We start from the raw sequence: 17,668 nt of genomic DNA, 5'->3' as shown, positions 1-17,668 counted from the left end.
AGCTCCGTACGAGGTGTGTCACCTCCTGTTGCCCGCAGTGGCCCTGCGGGTTCACGGGCGGAGCCGGCCGGGACGGCTCAGGCGCTGATGCGGCCCAGCATCTCCCGCGCGAAGGCCTCGTCATAGGCCCCGCCGGTGAGGAGCACCTGCAGACAGATGCCGTCCATCAGGGCGACCAGGGCCCGTGCGGTGGCCGGGTCGGTGCGCGGTGCGAGGAGGGCGGCCGTGGCGTCGGTCCACTCGGCGGCGACCGGCCGCAGCGCGGGCCGGCGCAGGGCGGCGAGGTAGAGCTCGTACTCCAGCTCGGCCCGGCCGCGGCCGGCACCGAAGAACTCGCCGAGCAGCCGGGCGAGTTCGGCGGCGAGGCAGGATCCGGGGTCGGCGAGGGCCGTGCTCTCGCGCATGAGCGCGGCGAAGTTCTCGTTCGACCTGCGCAGGGCGGCGATCAGCAGTTCGTCCAGCGAGGCGAAGTGGTACGTCGTCGAGCCGAGCGGCACATCGGCCTCGGCGGCGACGGAGCGGTGGCTGAGTCCGGCGATGCCCTTGGCGCCGACGACCCGGATCGCCGCGTCGATGATCCGCTCGCGCCGCTCGGGGTCGTATCTGCGGGCCATCAGTGCGCTCCGCCGAGGTTGAGGACCACCACACCGGCGATGACCAGGGCGATGCCCGCCGCCTTGACCGGGCTGCCGGACTCCCCCATGAACAGCATGCCGATGACGGCGACTGCGGCGGTGCCGATGCCGGCCCAGATCGCGTACGCCGTGCCCATCGACATCGTCTTGAGGGTCTGGGCGAGCAGCGAGAAGGCGAGGAGGTATCCGGCGACGGTGATCAGCGAGGGCCACAGCCGGGTGAATCCCTCGCTGTACTTCATGGCGGTCGTCCCGGCCACCTCGGCAGCGATGGCCGCGGCCAGCAGTCCATATCCCATGTGTACGAGTGTACGCATCGCCGGGGCGGGAGGCCCGGGTCCAGCGGGGTGCCGGGGGCGCTACCGTGGTCCGTCCAGTACATGCCAGTTCATGATCGACCGACCGACGGAGCAGCAGTGGCGCAGGACGCGGGGTGGGGCGGCGGTGCGTACGGGGGCGCGCCGTACGGAGGACCCGGGGGGCCGCCCGGATGGGGCGGCTGGGGCGGTGGCTGGATGCCGCCGAAGCCAGGGGTGATACCCCTGGGGCCGCTGCGTCTCGGGGATGTCCTCGGCGGCGCGTTCGCCACCTTGGGCCGCTATGCCAAGCAGGTGCTGGGCGTCGGCGCGGCCGCGTACGGCGGGGCGCTGGCGGTGGTGCTGGCGGCCGGTGCGATCGCGTACTCCGCCGTCGCGGACCATCTGGATCTGATGCTGTCGCTGGAGGGCGACGAGAACCCCCGCTCGGAGGACTGGGTCCCGGTGGCGGTCGCCTTCGGTCTGGTCGCGCTGCTGGGTCTGCTCGCCGTCGTGGTCTCCACGGCCCTGATCTACACGGCCGTGCCGGTGATCCTCCAGGAGGCGGTACTCGGCCGCCCGACCACGTTCTCCGCCGTCTGGCGGCGGGCCTGGTCGCGGATGCCGGCGGTGATCGGGACGGTCCTGCTGACCTGGCTGATCGCGATGATCCCGCTGCTGCTCGCCTGGGCCGGTTTCATCGCCTTCGTGATCGGCGTCGTCAGCATGGACGGCGGCAGCGGTCCGGTCGTCCTGATCATGATCGGTTTCCTGGGCGCTCTGGCGACGGCCCCGCTGGCGGTCTGGCTCTGGGTGAAGTTCAGCCTGGCCCCCTCGGCCGTCGTCTTCGAGAACCAGGGCCCGATCGCCGCGATGCGCCGCTCCTCGCAGCTGGTGCGCGGGGACTGGTGGCGGATCCTCGGCATCTCCCTGCTGGCCGGCGGCATGGCGGCGGTGGCGAGCTACGTGATCCAGCTGCCGTTCTCGGTGCTCGGCATGTTCTCCGGGATGCTCGGCTCGATGAATCTGGGCACCGACCCGAGTCCGGCCTCCGTCGTCGTCGCCATGAGCGGCTACGTGGGAGCGCTGCTGCTGGGCCAGCTCATCGGCCAGCTGATCGTGTCCACCTTCCCGCCGCTGGTGACGGGGCTGCTGTACGTGGACCGCAGGATCCGCACCGAGAACCTGGGCCCGGTCCTGGCCGAGGCCGCCGCGGTGCCCCCGCAGTACACGGCGTAGCCCCGGACAGGGAACGCGCCCGGTCGTCAGTCGATGAGCGAGTTCTTCGGGGACAGCACACAGAACTCGTTGCCCTCGGGGTCCTCCAGCACCACGAAGGTCGCGTCCGCCGCCTGGCCGACGTCGGTGCGGCGGGCCCCGAGTGCGAGGATGCGCGCCACCTCGACGTCCTGGTCGTCGGGTGCGAGGTCGATGTGCAGCCGGTTCTTGGTCTGCTTCCGCTCGGGCACGGGGACGAAGGTGATGCCCGGCAGGGCGTTCTTGTCGGTGCCGATGACGATCTCGTCCTCGGCGTCGTAGAGCACCTTCCAGTCGAGCACCCCGCACCAGAACCGGGCGAGCGAGGGAAGGTCGTGGGCGTCGACGACGACGCTGTAAAAGGAAACGGCCATGCCCGCCAGTCTGCCCGGCGGGCACGGCCGTACCGGTGTGATTCGGCGGGAGTCGCCGGACCGGTTCAGCCGTTGACGGTGAACCAGGTGGCGCGGGACTTCTTCCACTCGTCGTGGTCGAGGTCCTTGGCCTCCGTACCGTCGCCGTAGAGGTCGGCCGAGCCCGCGTCCGTGATCAGCTGGGCGCGTGCTCCGGGCGTGTTCAGGTCGGGTACCTCGACGACGGCCTCCCAGCCGCCCGGGTCGGTGGTCGGCAGGTCGAGCCGCTTCACCGGTGCGTGTCCGGCGACGCCGTCCCAGGAGTAGAGGGCGTACGGGTCGGAGTTGTCGTCCGCGGCCCAGGAACCGGCGACGATCAGGTACTGGTCGGCGGCGTTCTTGCGGATGTCACGGATGCTGAGCCCGCCGAGGTCCAGCTCGACGGGGGCGCCGATGACCGCCTTGCTCCCGGAGCCGGCCACCTTGTCGAAGTTGGTGACGGGCACGATCAGCGCCTTGCCGCCCTCCTTCGGCGGGACGAGCGGGGCGCGGAAGCCGAGGTAGGCGGTGCTGGTGGAGCCGGGGGCGAATTCGAGGCCCTCGATGTTGAAGCCGTCGATCTGCTTGGGGGCCTCGCCGTCCTTCGTGCCCGCGGCGAAGCCGTACCGGTTGCCGTTGGCCTTGTCCCAGGCGACGAGGTCGTCGCGGAGCTTCTTGTACGAGCCGCCGACCGTGAGCTGCGTCGACGCGCCGGAACCGCTCACCGTGGTCGTGAAGACGGTGTTGCGGTCGGACTTGTACTCGCCGTCCTTGTTGTTGCCCAGCGATCCGGTCCAGTAGACCGTGTTGCCGACCCGGGTGGCGCCCTCGATGTCGATCTCCTTGGACACCCCGAGCTTCGAGGCGACGTCCCAGGTCCGCACGGGCGCGCCGGAGACCGAACGGTCGTAGAGGCGCAGGGTGTTGGACTCGTCGTCGGCGACGATCACGTAGCCGCCGCCGGCGTCGACCGCGGCGGACGCGTCCGAGGAGCCGGTGAGGTAGCGGGTGTCGGCGGCGTTCTGCACGGCGGCCGACGCGGCGAAGTGCAGGGTCTTGGTGGCGGTCTTCCCGCCGAGTCCGGTGACCTTGACGGTGAGGTCGGTGTAGCCGCGGGCGTGCGCGGCGACGCGCAGCTGCCGGGTGGCGCCGGTGCCGGTCACGGTGACGTCCCCGGTGGCGGCGACGGACGGCTTGGAGCTGGCGGAGGCGGCCACACCGAGCGCGGTGACGTCGGCGCCGCTCTGCGCGACGGTGACCGTCACCACCGGGTCGGCCGTGGCGCCCGCCGCGCCGGAGAGATAGCCGGCGGACAGCGCGATCGTCGGCGTTCCGTAGCTCGCGGCGTGCGCGGGCACGCCGAGGCCCAGAGCGGCCAGCGCCAGGACGCCTCCCGCCGCGGCGACGGTCCGGCGGTGGCGGAGTACAGGGGGGTGCGGCACGGCGTACCTCTCGTCGGCGTGGTGTCGAGGAGTAGGTTCCGGTTCGTGGGCCAACGGGCGGCACACGCCAGGGGTACACCGCGCGAACAACGGCGAACGGCCCCCGGCGGTGCCGGGAGCCGTTCCTGTCCGTACGGGGTACGGGGATGCTCAGACGTTGAAGCCCAGCGCGCGCAGCTGCTCGCGGCCGTCGTCCGTGATCTTGTCCGGGCCCCACGGCGGCATCCAGACCCAGTTGATCCGGAGTTCGTTGACGATGCCGTCGGTGGCGGACTTCGCCTGGTCCTCGATGACATCGGTCAGCGGGCAGGCCGCGGACGTCAGGGTCATGTCGAGGGTCGCGATGTTGGCGTCGTCGATGTGGATGCCGTAGATGAGGCCCAGATTGACGACGTCGATACCCAGCTCGGGGTCGACGACGTCGTACAGCGCCTCGCGGACCTCCTCCTCGGAGGCCGGCTTGGTGGTGAGAGTCTCGTTTTCGCTCATGCCGTCTTCCCTTCGGACAGCGCCTTCGCCGTCGCGTCCTTCCACGCCATCCAGCTGAGCAGCGCGCACTTGACCCGGGCCGGGTACTTGGAGACACCGGCGAACGCGACCGCGTCCTCCAGCACCTCCTCCATCGCGTCGTCCGGCTCCAGCTGGCCCTTGGACTGCATCAGTTCCAGGAACGCGGCCTGGATCTTCTGCGCCTCGCCCAGTTCCTTGCCGACCAGCAGCTCGTTCAGCACGGAGGCGCTGGCCTGGCTGATGGAGCAGCCCTGGCCCTCGTAACTCACATCGGCGATGGTCTCGCCGTCGTACCGCACCCGCAACGTGATCTCGTCACCGCACGTCGGATTGACGTGATGCACCTCGGCGTCGCCGTCCCGCAGGCCGCGCCCGTGGGGGTGCTTGTAGTGGTCCAGGATCACTTCCTGGTACATGGAATCAAGCTTCACGAGTCAATCCTCAGCCGCTGTCTAACCGAAAAAGTTCCGGACGTGTTCCAGGCCGTCCACCAGGGCGTCGACCTCGGCGGGCGTGGAGTACAGATAGAACGACGCTCGCGTCGTCGCAGGAATTCCGTACCGCAGGCATACCGGCCGTGCGCAGTGGTGTCCTACCCGGACCGCGATGCCCTGCTCGTCGAGGACCTGGCCCACGTCGTGCGGGTGGATGTCGCCGAGCGTGAAGGAGATCGTGGCGCCGCGGTCCTCCGCGGTGGCCGGACCGATGATCTTCAGGTCCGGGACCTCCAGCAGGCGCTTCACCGCGTACGCGGTGATGGCCTGCTCGTGGCGGTGGATGTTCTCCATGCCGATCGCCGAGAGGTAGTCCACGGCCGCGCCGAGGCCGACGGCCTGGGCGATCGGGGGCGTACCGGCCTCGAACTTGTGCGGCGCGGGGGCGTACGTCGACGAGTGCATCGACACGGTCTCGATCATCTCGCCGCCGCCGAGGAACGGCGGCAGGTCCTCCAGGAGCTCCTGCCGTCCCCAGAGCACGCCGATGCCGGTCGGGCCGACCATCTTGTGGCCGGTGAAGGCCACGAAGTCGGCCTGCAGCGCCTGCACGTCGAGCACCATGTGCGGGGCGGCCTGCGAGGCATCGATGCAGACGAGCGCGCCGACTTCCTGGGCGCGCCGGACGATCTGCTCGACCGGGTTGATCGTGCCCATGATGTTCGAGACCAGCGTGAAGGAGACGATCTTCGTCTTCTCGGTGATGATCTCGTTGATGTTGGACAGGTCGAGCCGGCCGTCGTCCGTGATGCCGAACCACTTCAGCTTCGCGCCCGTGCGCTGCGAGAGCAGCTGCCACGGCACGATGTTGGAGTGGTGCTCCATCTCCGTGGTGACGATCTCGGTCTCGTGGTCGACCCGGTAGGGCTCATCGGCCCAGCCGAGCATGTTGGCCACGAGGTTGAGCGACTCCGAGGCGTTCTTGGTGAAGATCACCTCGTTGCGGCTGGGCGCGTTGATGAACGCGGCGACCTTGTCACGGGCGCCCTCGTACAGCGCCGTGGCCTCCTCCGCGATCGTGTACACGCCGCGGTGCACATTGGCGTTGTGCCGCTCGTAGTACTCGTTGAGGGCGTCGAGTACCTGGCGCGGCTTCTGCGAGGTCGCCGCGCTGTCCAGGTAAACGATCTTCTTCCCGTCATGGACCGTACGATCCAGCAGGGGGAAGTCCTTGCGGATCGCCTCGGTGTCGAGGAGGCCCGGCAGCTGTGTCACGCGGAAGCGCCACCCTTCGTGTAGGCCTCGTAGCCCTCGTCCTCCAGCTTGTCCGCGAGCTCGGCGCCGCCGGACTCGGCGATGCGGCCGTTGGCGAAGACGTGCACGAAGTCGGGCTTGATGTAGCGGAGGATCCGGGTGTAGTGCGTGATCAGCAGGGTGCCGACCTCGCCGGACTCGCGGACCCGGTTGACTCCTTCGGAGACGGTCTTCAGCGCGTCGACGTCCAGGCCGGAGTCGGTCTCGTCGAGGATCGCGATCTTCGGCTTGAGGAGCTCCAGCTGAAGGATCTCGTGGCGCTTCTTCTCACCGCCGGAGAAGCCCTCGTTGACGTTGCGCTCGGCGAAGGACGGGTCCATCTGGAGGCCGGCCATCGTCTCCTTGACCTCCTTCACCCAGGTACGCAGCTTGGGCGCCTCGCCGCGGACGGCGGTGGCGGAGGTGCGCAGGAAGTTGGAGACCGAGACACCGGGGATCTCGACCGGGTACTGCATGGCGAGGAACAGGCCGGCTCGGGCGCGCTCGTCGACGGTCATGTCCAGGACGTTCTCGCCGTCCAGGGTCACCGTGCCACTGGTGATCGTGTACTTGGGGTGGCCTGCGAGGGAGTAGGCGAGGGTGGACTTGCCGGACCCGTTGGGGCCCATGATGGCGTGGGTCTCGCCCTGCTTCACGGTCAGGTCGACGCCCTTGAGGATCTCCTTCGTGGCGTTGTCGGCCTCGACGGTGACGTGCAGGTCGCGGATTTCAAGCGTTGCCATGGGTGACTCAGGACTCCTGGGTGACGGAGACGAGCACATCGTCCCCTTCGATCTTGACGGGGTATACGGGGACGGGGCGCGTCGCGGGAAGGCCGGACGGCTTGCCGGTGCGGAGGTCGAAGCTCGATCCGTGCAGCCAGCACTCGATCATGCAGTCCTCGACCTCGCCCTCGGACAGGGAGACGTTCGCGTGCGAGCAGATGTCGTTGATCGCGAACACCTCGCCCTCGGTGCGGACGACGGACACCGGCGTGCCGTCGAGCTCCACCCGCTTGGGGGTGTCGTCCTCCAGCTCGCTCAGCGCGCACGCCTTGACGAAGGTCATCAGACCGACGCCTTCAGCTCGGTCTCGATCTTGTCGAGGAGACGGGCTTCGACGTCCGGCAGACCGATCTGCTGGACCAGCTCCGCGAAGAAGCCGCGCACGACCAGGCGGCGGGCCTCCTCGGCGGGGATGCCGCGGGACTGGAGGTAGAACAGCTGCTCGTCGTCGAAGCGGCCGGTCGCGGAGGCGTGGCCGGCGCCGACGATCTCGCCGGTCTCGATCTCCAGGTTCGGCACCGAGTCGACCCGAGCGCCGTCCGTGAGGACCAGGTTGCGGTTCATCTCGTAGGTGTCGGTGCCCTCGGCAGCGGCCTGGATGAGGACGTCGCCAATCCAGACGGCGTGGGCGCCGTCGCCCTGCAGTGCGCCCTTGTAGGCCACGTTGGACTTGCAGTGCGGGGTGTTGTGGTCGACCAGGAGGCGGTGCTCCTGGTGCTGGCCCTTGTCGGTGAAGTACAGACCGAAGAGCTCGGCCTCGCCACCGGTGCCCGCGTAGGCGATCCGCGGGTGGAGCCGGACCACGTCGCCGCCGAAGGTGACGACGATGGACTTGAAGGAGGCGTCGCGGCCGATCAGCGCGTTGTGCTGACCGACGTGGACGGCCTGCTCGTCCCAGTCCTGGACGGAGACGACGGTCAGCTTCGCGCCGTCGCCCACGACGTAGTCGACGTTGGCGGCGAGGACCGCGTCACCGGTGTGGTCGATGACGACGACAGCCTCGGCGAAGGCGCCCAGCTCGACGACCTGGTGGCCGTAGGCCACACCGCCCTCGCCGTGCACCGCGATCCGGATCGGCTCGGTGAGCACGGCTTCCTTGGCGACGGTGACGACGGATGCCTGCTCGAAGGACGAGTACGCCTGCGCGGCGACCCGGTCCACCGGCGTGCCGGCCTTGCCCAGCCGGGCGTCGTCACGGCCCACGGTCTCGACCGTGACGCCCGCGGGCGCCTCGATGGCGACCTTCACACCGCTGCCGGTGGCGACGGCGGTGCCGTCGTGGAGCCCACGCAGCCGCTCCAGCGGCGTGAAGCGCCACTCCTCCTCACGGCCGTGCGGTACCGGGAAGTCCGTGACGTCGAAGGACGGGGGCGCGCTCATGCGCGTGGCGACGGTCGACTCGGCGGCCACCGCGATGGAGCCGGCGGTGGTGGATCCCGCCGGGATGTTCTGAGCCTCAGCCATGGCTGTCGTAGTGCTCGCTTTCTCTGTCGGACAGATGTCAGGGGGAGATTCGGCCGTCGGCGTACTAGCCGACCGAGCCCTCCATCTGCAGCTCGATCAGCCGGTTGAGTTCGAGGGCGTACTCCATCGGGAGCTCCTTCGCGATCGGCTCGACGAAGCCGCGCACGATCATCGCCATCGCCTCGAACTCGGTCATGCCGCGGCTCATCAGGTAGAAGAGCTGGTCCTCGGAGACCTTGGAGACCGTCGCCTCGTGGCCCATCGACACGTCGTCCTCGCGGACGTCGACGTACGGGTAGGTGTCCGAGCGCGAGATGGTGTCGACCAGCAGCGCGTCGCAGAGCACGTTGGACTTCGCGCCGGGCGCGCCCTCGCCGATCTCGATCAGACCGCGGTAGGAGGTGCGGCCGCCGCCTCGTGCCACCGACTTGGAGACGATGTTGGACGAGGTGTTCGGAGCCATGTGGACCATCTTGGCGCCGGCGTCCTGGTGCTGGCCCTCGCCCGCGAAGGCGATGGACAGGGTCTCGCCCTTGGCGTGCTCGCCCATCAGGTAGACGGCCGGGTACTTCATGGTGACCTTGGAGCCGATGTTGCCGTCGACCCACTCCATCGTCGCGCCCTCGTAGGCGACGGCGCGCTTGGTCACCAGGTTGTAGACGTTGTTCGACCAGTTCTGGATCGTCGTGTAGCGGCAGCGGCCGCCCTTCTTCACGATGATCTCGACGACCGCGGAGTGCAGGGAGTCCGAGGAGTAGATCGGCGCGGTGCAGCCCTCGACGTAGTGGACGTAGGCGTCCTCGTCGACGATGATCAGCGTCCGCTCGAACTGGCCCATGTTCTCCGTGTTGATACGGAAGTAGGCCTGGAGCGGGATCTCGACGTGCACGCCCTTCGGCACGTAGATGAACGAGCCACCGGACCACACGGCCGAGTTCAGCGAGGCGAACTTGTTGTCACCGACCGGGATGACGGTGCCGAAGTACTCCTTGAAGAGCTCCGGGTGCTCCTTCAGCGCGGTGTCGGTGTCCATGAAGATGACACCCTGCGCCTCCAGCTCCTCGTTGATCTGGTGGTAGACGACCTCGGACTCGTACTGCGCGGCGACACCGGCGACGAGGCGCTGCTTCTCCGCCTCCGGGATGCCGAGCTTGTCGTACGTGTTCTTGATGTCCTCGGGCAGGTCCTCCCAGGACTCCGCCTGCTTCTCCGTGGAACGCACGAAGTACTTGATGTTGTCGAAGTCGATGCCCGACAGGTCCGAGCCCCAGTTCGGCATGGGCTTCTTGCCGAAGAGCTTGAGGCCCTTGAGCCGCAGCTTCAGCATCCAGTCGGGCTCGTTCTTCTTCTCCGAGATGTCGCGGACGACGGCCTCGGAGAGGCCGCGCTTGGCCGCCGCGCCTGCCGCGTCGGAGTCGGCCCAGCCGAATTCGTACGTGCCCAGGCCGTCGAGCTCAGGGTGGGCAGTCTCCGTAGGGAGCGTCATGCGGGGTTCCTCCCGGACTTGCTGGTGGATGCTGAATCAGTGGTCTGTGGGGTGGGGTGGCCGCTGCGCGGAATGTACGTCGTACACACCCCGTCGCCGTGGGCGATGGTGGCCAGACGCTGCACATGGGTCCCCAGGAGGCTGGAGAAGAACTCCGTCTCCGCCTCGCACAGCTGCGGGTACTGCTCGGCGACATGTGCGACCGGGCAGTGGTGCTGACACAACTGCTCACCCTGTTGCGGGCCCGGCGCGCTGCGCGCCGTAGCAGCGTACCCGTCGGCGGACAAGGCCTTGGCCAGCGCCTCCGTACGGGCTTCGGGCGCCGCGGCGTCGATCACGGCGCGGTACGCGGCCGACTGGCCGGCGACCCTGGCCCGGGCGAACGCCATGACCGCTTCGTCGCCCGTGGTCTCGGCGATCCAGCGCAGTGCGTCCGCGGCGAGCGTGTCGTAGGACTGGTCGAAGGCGTCCCGGCCGCAGTCGGTCAGGGCGAACACCTTGGCCGGACGGCCACGGGTCCGTGCCCCGTACACCCGCTGCTCGCGGGCCTCGACGACCTCGTCGGAGACGAGTGCGTCGAGATGGCGGCGGACGGCGGCCTGGGTGAGGCCCAGGCGCTTCGCCAGGTCGGCGACGGTGGACGGGCCATGGTCCAGGATGGAGCGCGCGACCCGGTTGCGCGTCGAGCGCTCACCGGTCGCGAGTTCCTCCTGCGGAGCCTCGCCAACGTATTTCACAACGCCATTGTTGCGTAATTCCCTCGGCCCTGACAACCACGGTCCGAAACGATCAAGGGTGCAATCCATCACTTAGGGTTACCTAATCAAGCCCCCGGGCCAGGGCACCCGAGGCGGCTGCCTAGACTCACTTCCTATGAATAGCCCTCCCGTTTCGCCCCCTTCCGGCCCGGCTGTCCAGGTCCGCGGCCTGGTGAAGCGGTACGGCAGCAAGACCGCGGTGGACGGCCTCGATCTGGACGTCCCGGCCGGCGCGGTCACCGCGGTCCTCGGCCCCAACGGCGCCGGCAAGACCACCACGGTCGAGACCTGCGAGGGATACCGCCGTCCGGACGACGGAACGGTCCGTGTCCTCGGGCTCGACCCCGTCACCGACGCCGCCCGGCTGCGCCCGCGGATCGGTGTGATGCTCCAGTCCGGCGGCGTCTACTCCGGCGCCCGCGCCGACGAGATGCTCCGCCACATGGCGAAACTCCACGCCCACCCACTGGATGTGGACGCCCTCATCGAGCGCCTGGGCCTGGACGGCTGCGGCCGCACCACCTACCGCCGGCTCTCCGGCGGCCAGCAGCAGCGGCTCGCCCTGGCGATGGCCGTCGTCGGCCGGCCCGAGCTGGTCTTCCTCGACGAGCCCACCGCCGGCCTCGACCCGCAGGCCCGCCGCTCCACCTGGGAGCTCGTCCGGGAGCTGCGCGGCGACGGCGTGTCCGTCGTCCTCACCACCCACTTCATGGACGAGGCCGAGGAGCTCGCCGACGAAGTCGCCGTCATCGACGCCGGCCGGGTCATCGCCCATGGCAGCCCCGAGGCGCTGTGCCGCGGCGGCGCCGAGAACACCCTGCGGTTCACCGGCCGCCCCGGCCTCGACCTCGGCTCCCTGCTGAAGGCGCTGCCCGACGGCTCCGAGGCGGCCGAGCTCGCCACCGGCGCGTACCGCATCACCGGGGACATCGACCCGCAGCTGCTGGCCACCGTCACCTCCTGGTGCGCGCAGAACGGCGTGATGCCCTCGGGCATCTCGGTCGAGCGCCACACCCTGGAGGACGTCTTCCTCGAACTGACCGGCAAGGAGCTGCGCGCATGAGCGCCGGTACGTACGCCCCCCGGCCGGGCGCCGCCCCGCTGCCCCGCATGATCGCCGCGCAGACCGCGCTGGAGACCCGGATGCTGCTGCGCAACGGCGAGCAGCTGCTGCTGACGGTGATCATCCCGACGCTGCTGCTGGTGCTGTTCAGCGCGGTCGACATCGTGGACACCGGCTCGGGCGAGTCGGTCGACTTCCTGACCCCCGGCATCCTGGCGCTGGCCGTGATGTCCACGGCCTTCACCGGCCAGGCCATCGCCACCGGCTTCGAGCGCCGCTACGGGGTGCTCAAGCGGCTCGCGGCCTCGCCGCTGCCCCGCTGGGGGCTGATGACCGCGAAGACCCTCGCGGTCCTGGTCACCGAGGTGCTCCAGGTCGTCCTGCTGACCGTCATCGCGTTCGCGCTGGGCTGGTCGCCGCACGGCAACCCGTTCGCCGTCCTGCTGCTGCTCGTGCTGGGCACCGCCGCGTTCTCCGGGCTCGGTCTGCTGATGGCCGGGACGCTGAAGGCGGAGGCGACGCTGGCCGCCGCCAACCTGGTCTTCCTGCTGCTGCTGGTCGGCGGCGGGGTCATCGTGCCGCTGGACAAGTTCCCGGACGCGGTGCAGTCGGTGCTGGGGCTGCTGCCGATCGCGGCCCTGTCGGACGGACTGCGGGACGTGCTCCAGCACGGCGCCGCGATGCCGTGGGGCGACCTGGGCATCCTGGCGGTCTGGGCGGTGCTGGGCCTGGGAGCGGCGGCGCGGTTCTTCCGCTGGGAGTGACCCCGGACACCCGCGGGGCACCATTCGTCCCCCTCGTGAAAGCTTGCACAAGCGGCCGCCTACGATGGTGCGCGTGCCCAAGCTGACCCGAGCCGAAGTCGCTCAAGCCGTGCGGAACCCGCTCCAGTACATCGCCGACCGGTGGACCCCGTCCCCCCGGACGGTCCGCCGCGCCGCGCTGTCGGCCGTCGTCATGGCCGTCGCCATCGTCGTCACCGGCGGTGCCGTACGGCTGACCGGCTCCGGTCTCGGCTGCCCGACCTGGCCCAAGTGCACCGACGAGAGCCTGACGGCGACGAGCGCGATGGGCTTCCACGGCGCCATCGAGTTCGGCAACCGGATGCTGACGTACGTCCTGTGCGCGGCGGTCGGATGGGCGATCATCGCCGCCCGGTCCGCCAAGCCCTGGCGGCGCAGTCTCACCCGGCTCGGCTGGACGCAGTTCTGGGTGGTCATGGGCAACGCCGTCCTCGGCGGCGTCGTCGTCCTGGTCGGCCTCAACCCGTACACGGTCGCGGCGCACTTCCTGCTCTCCAGCGCGCTGCTCGCGATCGCCCTGGTGACGTGGCAGCGGGTCCGGGAGGGCGACGAGGAGCCGCGTCCACTGGTGGGCAGGGCCGTCTCGCAGCTCACCTGGCTGCTGGCGGTCGCCGCCGGGCTGCTGATCGCGGTCGGCACGGTCGTGACGGGGGCCGGGCGGCACGCCGGCGACTCCAGCGACGTCCACCGCATCCCGATCGACTGGAAGATGATCGCCCAGCTGCACGCCGACCTGGCCTGGGTCGTCGTGGCGCTGACGGTCGCGCTCTGGTTCGTCCTGAAGGCGGTCGACGCTCCCGTCGGACCCCTGCACCGCGCCCGCGACCTCTTCCTGATCCTGATGGCGCAGGGCGTCATCGGGTACGTGCAGTACTTCACCGACACGCCGGAGATCCTGGTCGGGCTGCACATGTTCGGCTCGTGCCTCGTGTGGATCGGCGTGGTGCGGGTGCTGCTGTCGCAGCGGGAGCGGCCGGTGGCCGTGGCCCCGGTGCCCGGCCCGGCGGCCGAGCAGCCCGAGCCCGCCGCGGCGGGCTGAGCCCCGCCCCGGGAACCCTGTTCACGAGGTCCGGCCCGTACCCCCGCTCGGGGGCACGGGCCGGACCTCTTCCGGTCCCCGCGCAGCCTGACCTGCCCGGGGACCGGCGTCCGAGCGCTATCCGGTGACCGAGCGCGACACGTTGTAGCCCTCCACCACGAGCCGGGGGCGGGCCCGGCCCTCGGTGTCGTGGCTCCACTCGGCCTCGATCTCGCGCTCCTCGCCGGGCAGCAGCCAGAGGTAGTTGTCGCTGACGTAGGCCGGCAGCACGCGCCGGTCCGTGCGCCGGTCGCGCAGCGAGAGCCGCACCATGGCGGCGACGGTGGCACCGTCGTTGCGGACGACCGCCTTCAGCTTCCCGCCCGGACCGTGGCCGTGGCCGGAGGCGTCCCGCACCGAACGCACCGTGACCCGGGTGCGGGCCAGCTTGTTCAGCGCGCCGAGATCGGTGGTCTCGCGGTAGCGCCAGTAGGTGTTGCGCGACAGCAGCGAGCCGTGCGCGTCCCGCAGCTCCAGGCGCAGCAGGTGCAGTGCGGGCAGCGCGTCGCCGAAGGCAATGACGTCCCCGGACGCCGCGGCCGACGGGGCGAGGTCGACGGTGCTGTGCACCGGCTTGCCCAGGCGCTGGCCGCGCAGGTCGTACAGGGTCGCGGTGACGGTCGCGCCCTTGACGGCACGGGTGGTGTGGTTGACCGCGCCGGTACGCCAGTCGACCGGGTTCACCTGGACGTGCACGGGCTCGGTGCCCTTGCGGACGCCGTGGTAGAAGCCGTTGACGTCCAGGTCGTAGTCGTACGTCTGCCAGACCGTGCTGTGCCACGCGGGGTGGGACATCCACAGCAGGAGCCCGGAGGCGTTGTCCCAGAGGCGGGTGTTCCACGCCTCGAACATCGCGCGGCCGTTCTCGTAGTTGATCAGCTGGGCCTTGCGGGTGAAGTCCGCGAGGCCGGTCGCCGTCCCCAGCCGTTCCTCGATCGCCGCCCGGTAGCCCTGCGGCTGCTGGTTGCCCTTGCGGGCCCAGTCGTGGGCGCCCCACACGTCGCCGACGGGCCAGGCCGGCTCGTCGCCGACGAGGTTCTTCATCGACTCCTCGACGGGCAGGACGGGCATGCCGATCTCGGTGTGGAAGCCGAAGTCGCCGGTGCGGAAGTACGAGGCGGGGTCGACCCAGTTGTAGGGGCCGCGGCCCTTGACCACGCCGTCGGCCGAGCTGCCCATGTAGAGGATGCCCGGCGCCTCGGCGGCGACCAGCTCCCGCACACCGGTGTCGATGTCGGCGGGCGGGGTGCCCTCGTTGGAACCGCACCACACCACGATGCTGGGGTGGTGGCGGTAGGCGCGGACGGTGTCGCGGGCGTTGCGCAGGTACTCCGGGTGGTCCGGCGGGTCCATGGACCAGCCGTTCCAGAAGTCGTTCCAGACGAGCAGGCCGTTCTCGTCGCAGGCGGCGAAGAACTCCTCGCGGTTGCTGCTGCCCACCCAGTTGCGGATCATCGTGAAGTTCATGTCACGGTGCATCCGCACGGTGTCCTCGGTGCGGCCGTCCAGGGCGCGGCGCAGCAGTTCGTCGTACCCCCAGTTCCCGCCGCGGCAGAACACCCGGGTGCCGTTGACGGTGATCTGGAGCTGGCGGACCGGCGGCTGTTCGACGCTCTTGGCCTCGGTCCACTCCTGGCCGTCCGCCGAGACCTGGATGACGAACTTCCTGGCGTACGCGGTCTCCCAGTCGATCACCACCCGGTTCACCGAGGCCGCGGTGCCGAGGTCGGCCTGGATCCACTCCCCGTCGGCGAACTCGGAGGCCCAGCGGGTCGTGCGGTCGCCGTCGAACACGCTGGAGGCGGGGCCGGTGCCGTCCGACGAGGAGGCATCGGCCTTCGCGTCCCGGGCCAGGTCCTTGTCGGGGTCGGCGTCGCCGTACACCGAGAGCGACCAGAGGGACATGCCCCAGTCGGTCGCCCGCTCGGTCCCGACCAGGCGCACGTAGCGGGCCTGCCGGGCGTCGAACTCCACGGTCTGGCTGCCGTGTCCGGCGACGAAGTCGACCGGCATGCCGTAGGTGTAGCCGAACTGCCTGATGCCGAAGCGCAGGGCGCGGCGGTCGGTGACCGCACCGCCGGTCTCCGCCTTCAGCGTGAGGTCGTACAGGTCGGGGCTGCCGTAGCCGTTGGGCCACCAGAGCTTCGGCCGCCGCACCCGCAGGGCGGGGAACTCCTCGGGCGTCAGGACGGCGTCGGCGCTCTTCCCGGCCGGCACGGTGACGGTCTTCGCGACGCGCACGTCGCCGAACGCGGCGCGCACGGTGACCCGCAGCGCCTCGGTGCCGGTGTTGCGGACCGGCACGGTGAGGCCGACCTCGGCCACGTCGAGCGCGGGCAGGTCCGGCAGCGTCGTGGTGATCTGCGGGTCGCCCAGGACGGCACCGCCGGTGGAGCGCAGCCGTACGTGGTTCCAGATGCCGGCGGCACGGTCACGCACCGGCGGCATCCAGTCCCAGCCGGAGACGGAGAGGTACGTCGGTCCGTTGCGCATCATCATCGTGGCGCCGGCGTCCAGCCAGGACTCGCCGCCGGGGCCCTTGTCGGCCGGGCTGCCCGGCAGGGGCATGGGGCTGATCCGTACGGCCAGGACGTTGTCCGTGCGCGCGTCGTCGTGCAGCGCGTCGGTGATGTCGAAGGACTCCCGGGCGAAGGGGTGGCTCATGGAGCCGACCCGGGTGCCGTTGAGCCAGATCTGCGCCGCGTGGTTGACCCCGTCGAACTCCAGCCGGATCCGGCGGCCGCGGCCGGTGTCGAGACCGCGCGGCAGCCGGAACGCGCGCCGGTACCACCAGGAGTGCCGGGACAGGGCCTCGGGCACCTTGAGGTTGTTGAGGCCGGTCACCGGGTCGGGCAGGTGCTTCTGCTCGACGAGCGAGGCCAGGACCGTGCCGGGGACGGTGGCCGGGAGCCAGTCCGCGATGTCGACGCCCGAGCCGGAGACGACCTTGCCGTCGTCGGCGGGTGCGAAGTCGTCCATGGTGAGCGCCCAGCCGGATTCGAGCGGCACGGTGCCGTCGGCCGCGACCGCCAGGGCGGGCGCGGGGGTGCGGGGCATCGACCAGTCGGTCCAGCTCTCCGCTGCGGGGCGCCTGCCCGTGGTGCGGCCGTGGATCCGGAAGCCGTTGAGGCCGAGCGGATTGTCGTTGGAGCGCTTCGTGACGGTCAGCCGGACCCAGCGGGCGGTGGCCGGCTTGTCGAGCGCGATGGTCATGGCGCCGCCGCGGCCGTCGGTGGCGCGGTGCACGGTGGTCCAGGTCCGCTCGTCCTCGGACACCTCAAGGGTGAAGGCGACCGCGCAGCTGGAGAGGATCTCGGTGCCGTCCGTGCCGTCGCGGGGGTTGCCGCCCGTGCCGGGGACGAAGGGCGGGTCGTCGACGGCGGCCTCGAAGACCAGCTCCACCGACTCCACGGAGCACCGGGCCTGGAGGTCGACGGCGATCCACTGCGGGTCGCCGGGCCCGGCCCGCCAGCCGGTTCCCCGGACACCGGGTACGGCGATGCCGTCGACGGCGAACTCGGGCGCGGTGGCGGCGTACGCGGTGGACGAGACCTTGACCGGGCGGGCCGCCGCGAGTTCGGCCGCGGCCCCGCCGGGCCGGCCCTTGCCTTCGGCCGCGGCGGCGAGGGAGGCGGGCAGCGCGGCGCTGATCCCGAAGGCCGCCAGCACCGTGGTGTTGGCCGCCAGGAAGCGGCGCCGGGAGAAGGGGGAGACGCGCTCCGCCGCGGGGGTGTCCACTGCTGGCCTGACGTCGCTGTCCAGAGGTGTGTCAGCGGGTTGTTCCGGCACTCCGGCCTCCTGGCTGAAGGAATGGGACGAGGACTGAAGACTGAATGACAACGTTGTCAGACTCCAGGGGCAGGCCCTGAGGTCAAAGGGTGGGAGGGAGTGGGCCCGTCGGCCCGGCCGGCGCCGGCCGGGCCCCGGTGAGGGCCGCCGACCGCCGGACGATGAAGCTGTGGCACGGCGATC

General features: G+C 70.4%; 17 protein-coding genes. 4 read left to right on the top strand and 13 right to left on the bottom strand.

What is annotated here, in order from left to right; genetic code table 11:
- Window positions 1-77 precede the first annotated feature (77 nt).
- A complete protein-coding gene (locus tag OG521_30235) occupies window positions 78-614 on the bottom strand; it encodes a TetR family transcriptional regulator (protein WUW24814.1) in 537 nt (178 codons plus the stop codon).
- Complete coding sequence (locus OG521_30230) at window positions 614-934, bottom strand: multidrug efflux SMR transporter (protein WUW24813.1); 321 nt, start codon at window positions 932-934, stop codon at window positions 614-616. The genes OG521_30235 and OG521_30230 overlap by 1 nt, the downstream gene beginning before the upstream one ends.
- 216 nt (window positions 935-1,150) lie before the next feature.
- Here OG521_30230 and OG521_30225 point away from each other — a divergent pair, with 216 nt between their 5' ends.
- Window positions 1,151-2,170, top strand: coding sequence for a hypothetical protein (locus tag OG521_30225; GenBank protein ID WUW24812.1), 1,020 nt, complete (start codon window positions 1,151-1,153; stop codon window positions 2,168-2,170).
- Window positions 2,171-2,196: 26 nt separating this feature from the next.
- Here OG521_30225 and OG521_30220 read toward each other — a convergent pair whose 3' ends face one another.
- From OG521_30220 to OG521_30175, 10 genes are all read right to left on the bottom strand, one after another.
- The gene (locus OG521_30220; GenBank protein WUW24811.1) at window positions 2,197-2,562 is read right to left on the bottom strand and encodes a VOC family protein; all 366 of its coding nucleotides are present in this window, start codon (window positions 2,560-2,562) and stop codon (window positions 2,197-2,199) included.
- Between the two features lie 65 nt (window positions 2,563-2,627).
- Window positions 2,628-4,022, bottom strand: a complete 1,395-nt coding sequence (locus OG521_30215; protein ID WUW24810.1) for a hypothetical protein — start codon at window positions 4,020-4,022, stop codon at window positions 2,628-2,630.
- 150 nt (window positions 4,023-4,172) lie between these two features.
- Window positions 4,173-4,511, bottom strand: coding sequence for a metal-sulfur cluster assembly factor (locus tag OG521_30210; GenBank protein WUW24809.1), 339 nt, complete (start codon window positions 4,509-4,511; stop codon window positions 4,173-4,175).
- Window positions 4,508-4,963, bottom strand: coding sequence for an SUF system NifU family Fe-S cluster assembly protein (locus OG521_30205; GenBank protein ID WUW24808.1), 456 nt, complete (start codon window positions 4,961-4,963; stop codon window positions 4,508-4,510). The genes OG521_30210 and OG521_30205 overlap by 4 nt, the downstream gene beginning before the upstream one ends.
- 21 nt (window positions 4,964-4,984) lie before the next feature.
- Window positions 4,985-6,241, bottom strand: coding sequence for a cysteine desulfurase (locus OG521_30200; protein ID WUW24807.1), 1,257 nt, complete (start codon window positions 6,239-6,241; stop codon window positions 4,985-4,987).
- Window positions 6,238-7,002, bottom strand: coding sequence for a Fe-S cluster assembly ATPase SufC (gene sufC / locus OG521_30195; protein WUW24806.1), 765 nt, complete (start codon window positions 7,000-7,002; stop codon window positions 6,238-6,240). The genes OG521_30200 and sufC overlap by 4 nt, the downstream gene beginning before the upstream one ends.
- A 7-nt stretch (window positions 7,003-7,009) precedes the next feature.
- Entirely contained in the window at window positions 7,010-7,327 is a 318-nt protein-coding gene (locus OG521_30190) for a bifunctional 3-phenylpropionate/cinnamic acid dioxygenase ferredoxin subunit (protein WUW24805.1), read from the bottom strand.
- Window positions 7,327-8,508 carry a Fe-S cluster assembly protein SufD gene (sufD, locus tag OG521_30185; GenBank protein ID WUW24804.1) on the bottom strand — a complete coding sequence of 394 codons (1,182 nt, stop codon included), beginning with the start codon at window positions 8,506-8,508 and terminating at the stop codon, window positions 7,327-7,329. Before sufD ends, OG521_30190 begins: the two co-directional genes overlap by 1 nt.
- A 64-nt stretch (window positions 8,509-8,572) precedes the next feature.
- Window positions 8,573-9,994: a Fe-S cluster assembly protein SufB gene (gene sufB, locus OG521_30180; protein ID WUW24803.1), complete on the bottom strand. Its 1,422-nt coding sequence runs from the start codon at window positions 9,992-9,994 to the stop codon at window positions 8,573-8,575.
- Complete coding sequence (locus OG521_30175) at window positions 9,991-10,731, bottom strand: transcriptional regulator (protein WUW24802.1); 741 nt, start codon at window positions 10,729-10,731, stop codon at window positions 9,991-9,993. Before OG521_30175 ends, sufB begins: the two co-directional genes overlap by 4 nt.
- 136 nt (window positions 10,732-10,867) lie before the next feature.
- Between OG521_30175 and OG521_30170 the strand changes: the two genes are divergently transcribed.
- From OG521_30170 to OG521_30160, 3 genes are all read left to right on the top strand, one after another.
- The gene (locus OG521_30170; protein WUW24801.1) at window positions 10,868-11,815 is read left to right on the top strand and encodes an ABC transporter ATP-binding protein; all 948 of its coding nucleotides are present in this window, start codon (window positions 10,868-10,870) and stop codon (window positions 11,813-11,815) included.
- A complete protein-coding gene (locus OG521_30165) occupies window positions 11,812-12,579 on the top strand; it encodes an ABC transporter permease (protein ID WUW24800.1) in 768 nt (255 codons plus the stop codon). Before OG521_30170 ends, OG521_30165 begins: the two co-directional genes overlap by 4 nt.
- Before the next feature lie 64 nt (window positions 12,580-12,643).
- Complete coding sequence (locus tag OG521_30160) at window positions 12,644-13,657, top strand: COX15/CtaA family protein (GenBank protein WUW24799.1); 1,014 nt, start codon at window positions 12,644-12,646, stop codon at window positions 13,655-13,657.
- 117 nt (window positions 13,658-13,774) lie between these two features.
- Here OG521_30160 and OG521_30155 read toward each other — a convergent pair whose 3' ends face one another.
- Window positions 13,775-17,485 carry a discoidin domain-containing protein gene (locus tag OG521_30155; protein WUW24798.1) on the bottom strand — a complete coding sequence of 1,237 codons (3,711 nt, stop codon included), beginning with the start codon at window positions 17,483-17,485 and terminating at the stop codon, window positions 13,775-13,777.
- Window positions 17,486-17,668 lie beyond the last annotated feature (183 nt).

It is taken from the genome of Streptomyces sp. NBC_01463 (assembly GCA_036227345.1).
Lineage (GTDB): Bacteria > Actinomycetota > Actinomycetes > Streptomycetales > Streptomycetaceae > Streptomyces.
The sequence above is the reverse complement of the archived record's forward strand: the minus strand, read 5'-3'. Positions and strand labels throughout refer to the sequence as shown.

Excerpts from the sequence above, each read along its gene's own strand:
- OG521_30220 (WUW24811.1), bottom strand. The coding sequence starts at position 2,562 with ATGGCCGTTTCCTTTTACAGCGTCGTCGTCGACGCCCACGACCTTCCC.
- OG521_30235 (WUW24814.1), bottom strand. The coding sequence starts at position 614 with ATGGCCCGCAGATACGACCCCGAGCGGCGCGAGCGGATCATCGACGCG.
- sufB (WUW24803.1), bottom strand. The coding sequence starts at position 9,994 with ATGACGCTCCCTACGGAGACTGCCCACCCTGAGCTCGACGGCCTGGGC.
- OG521_30190 (WUW24805.1), bottom strand. The coding sequence starts at position 7,327 with ATGACCTTCGTCAAGGCGTGCGCGCTGAGCGAGCTGGAGGACGACACC.
- sufC (WUW24806.1), bottom strand. The coding sequence starts at position 7,002 with ATGGCAACGCTTGAAATCCGCGACCTGCACGTCACCGTCGAGGCCGAC.
- OG521_30170 (WUW24801.1), top strand. The coding sequence starts at position 10,868 with ATGAATAGCCCTCCCGTTTCGCCCCCTTCCGGCCCGGCTGTCCAGGTC.
- OG521_30165 (WUW24800.1), top strand. The coding sequence starts at position 11,812 with ATGAGCGCCGGTACGTACGCCCCCCGGCCGGGCGCCGCCCCGCTGCCC.
- OG521_30210 (WUW24809.1), bottom strand. The coding sequence starts at position 4,511 with ATGAGCGAAAACGAGACTCTCACCACCAAGCCGGCCTCCGAGGAGGAG.
- sufD (WUW24804.1), bottom strand. The coding sequence starts at position 8,508 with ATGGCTGAGGCTCAGAACATCCCGGCGGGATCCACCACCGCCGGCTCC.
- OG521_30230 (WUW24813.1), bottom strand. The coding sequence starts at position 934 with ATGGGATATGGACTGCTGGCCGCGGCCATCGCTGCCGAGGTGGCCGGG.
- OG521_30160 (WUW24799.1), top strand. The coding sequence starts at position 12,644 with ATGGTGCGCGTGCCCAAGCTGACCCGAGCCGAAGTCGCTCAAGCCGTG.
- OG521_30225 (WUW24812.1), top strand. The coding sequence starts at position 1,151 with ATGCCGCCGAAGCCAGGGGTGATACCCCTGGGGCCGCTGCGTCTCGGG.